This is a genomic window from Luteimonas sp. A501 (genome assembly GCF_054052085.1).
Genome location: NZ_JBSVRI010000022.1, coordinates 1 through 2,500, shown reverse-complemented (window position 1 = coordinate 2,500; position 2,500 = coordinate 1). Strand labels below are relative to the sequence as shown.

The 2,500-nt window shown below is 58.4% G+C and carries 1 protein-coding gene; it reads left to right on the top strand.

Features of this window, described 5'->3' with window-relative positions; all coding sequences use genetic code 11:
* Nucleotides 1-529 precede the first annotated feature (529 nt).
* Nucleotides 530-955: a hypothetical protein gene (locus ACW7G5_RS14690; protein ID WP_457005747.1), complete on the top strand. Its 426-nt coding sequence runs from the start codon at nucleotides 530-532 to the stop codon at nucleotides 953-955.
* The last annotated feature ends 1,545 nt before the right edge of the window (nucleotides 956-2,500 follow it).

Genomic DNA, 2,500 nt, shown 5'->3' with positions numbered 1-2,500 from the left:
TCGCGTCATTGAAGTGGTCTCACTAGTTCCAGGCATTCCATCTGGCAGTGTCTACGCTAGAGCGAAGGCCTAACAATTCATTCAAGCCGATGCCGCTTCGCGGCACGGCTTAATTCAGGCGTTAGGGCCCACACCCATGTCCATAGTGCACTCGAGGATCGGCTGGTCGCTTGCTCTGGCATCGCCGCTCCTCTTTGCGTTTGGCTACTACTTTGCCTGGCACACCGGATGTGTCTTTGATGCAAAACAGGGCATCGGAGATTTTGTTTCTTCCAACTCGTCCTCACTCGCTGCACTCGTTACCACCGGCGCAGCCTGTCTCGCGCTTGCATTGGCTGTTCCGCTTATCTGGCGGCCCACCGCTCCTGCATTTCTCGGCTCATTGCTATTCTTCGGCATCCTTGCCGTCCCACTAGGCATCCTTATGCTTATGGCCGCCGAGGCTTCCGGGGTTCGCACCTGTGGGCCCTAACAATTCATTCAAGCCGACACCGCTTCGCGGCGCGGCTTAATTCTGGCGTTAGGCACCATGTCGGACTCTTTCGATTTCTCATGGCTGGTTGGCCGCACCATTAGCAGTGTTGCGCTGAACGAACCAACCCAATGGTCATTCTTTTTCGGCAGTGGTGTCGGCATTGGCGCCGAGTGTCCTTGGCGCCTGCTCAAGGATGGGCGCGTGGCGATAAGCAGCGAGGATCATATGCAGCAGTACGGCCTCCCGGCCCCGCTTGATGCCGCCGCGGTCGCTACTGAGACGCTCGGCTCGCATCCTGTCGTTCGCGTCGAGGTCAAAGAGGGCACTTCAGACCTGTTTTTGGAGTTCGCGGGTAGCCTAAGACTTGAGTTCCTTCCCATCTCTAGCGGCTACGAGAGTTGGGGTGTTACAACGCCATCTGGGTTTCAGGTTATTGCACAGGGTGCTGGGCAACTTGCCGGTTGGCAGGCTGGTGCCTAACAATTCATTCAAGCCGAAACCGCTTCGCGGTTCGGCTTAATTCAGGCGTTAGGCCCCGAGGAGCAGCATGTCGCAAGATTCGACACAGCCATACTGGAGACGTTTCGCGACCGCACTATGTGCTGCGGCTGTTCTCGTCTTTGCTTGCTCGTTGTCCATGCAACTTCATGCGCTCAAAGATCCAAAATGGGTGCTTGCTGTGGCAGCGGGGGTGCTCGCCGCCTCCATTCCGGGATCAGCGCTATCTGCCTTGGCGTTCCGGCGCAACCGGCTTGCTCTCATCCTTGGCGCTCAGCTTCTGACCGTGGTGGCCCTGGCTGCTTGGTTCGGGCTCGGGGCCTAACAATTCATTCAAGCCGACGCCGCTTCGCGGCGCGGCTTAATTCAGGCGTTAGGCCGCTAATGAGAGTTCTCGTCTTCGGCAACTCAGGTTCCGGCAAGAGCACCTTGGCTAAGCAGCTTGCCGAGGAGCATGGGCTCGCGCACCTCGACCTGGACTCGATCGTCTGGGAGCCTGGCAAGGTTGCTGTCCAGCGCACAGATGACGCTGTCGCTGCATCTTTGGCCGCGTTCTTGTCCGGGCACACCCGCTGGGTCGTTGAGGGCTGCTATGGCGAGCTCGTACAAGCTGCGACTCGCCATTGCAGCGAGTTGGTGTTCTTAAACCCCGGGCTCGAGACGTGCCTAGCGCACAACCGCAGCCGTCCTTGGGAGCCTCACAAATACGCCTCAAAAGCAGTCCAAGACGAGATGCTGGATAACCTGCAAGCTTGGGTGGGGGGATACTATGATCGGCAAGATCAATGGTCGTACCATGCCCACCGTCAGATCTTTGATTCGTTCGCGGGTCGCAAAAGCGAGCGCCTGAGTGCGAACGCAGCCGCGGCCTAACAAGTCGTTCAAGCCGACGCCGCTTCGGGGCGTAAACCACATGGCAGGTAAAGCTTGCCATGTGTTTCACGCCCCTACGCAGCGCGGCTTAACTCTGGTGTTAGGCGCTATGGGACGTTTCCCGCTACTCGCAGGTGTGATCTTGCTGCTCTCTGGCCAGGTGCTGGCCACGAACACACTGTGCGATTTCAATGGAGCGGACGATTCGGACCGCTACTCGTTTGAGTTCATCGGCTCGGGTGAGATAGCGATGATCCAAGTCAATGAGCCTCGTTCCATGCGCGTTGCAAGCTACGTGGTCCGTGACTTCAGCTATCGCGAGCGACGCATTGATATAGTGCATGCGGGGTCTGACAGGAAGGGCTTCTTGCCCGCATTCACGCTCAGCGGTACCGGGAACAATGTGGTGCTTAGCCTAGGGGGCCGCAAGGTCGTGGGAGAGTTGACATGCCAGTGGCAGCACGGCGCGCATTAGCGCCTAACAATTCATTCAAGCCGACGCCGCTTCGCGGCGCGGCTTAATTCAGGCGTTAGGCGGCAGTGAGAGATCATTGGAGCCCCAAGTGATGGAAGCCTCTCCGTGCCATGTTCGTCACCGTAGACTCTGGCGTGGCGCCTACTGCATAGGCGCTGCCGTCTTGGTCTGTTGCTTGG

Bases quoted from the DNA above. Each gene is read 5' to 3' on its own strand.
- ACW7G5_RS14690 (WP_457005747.1), top strand. From the start codon at position 530: ATGTCGGACTCTTTCGATTTCTCATGGCTGGTTGGCCGCACCATTAGC.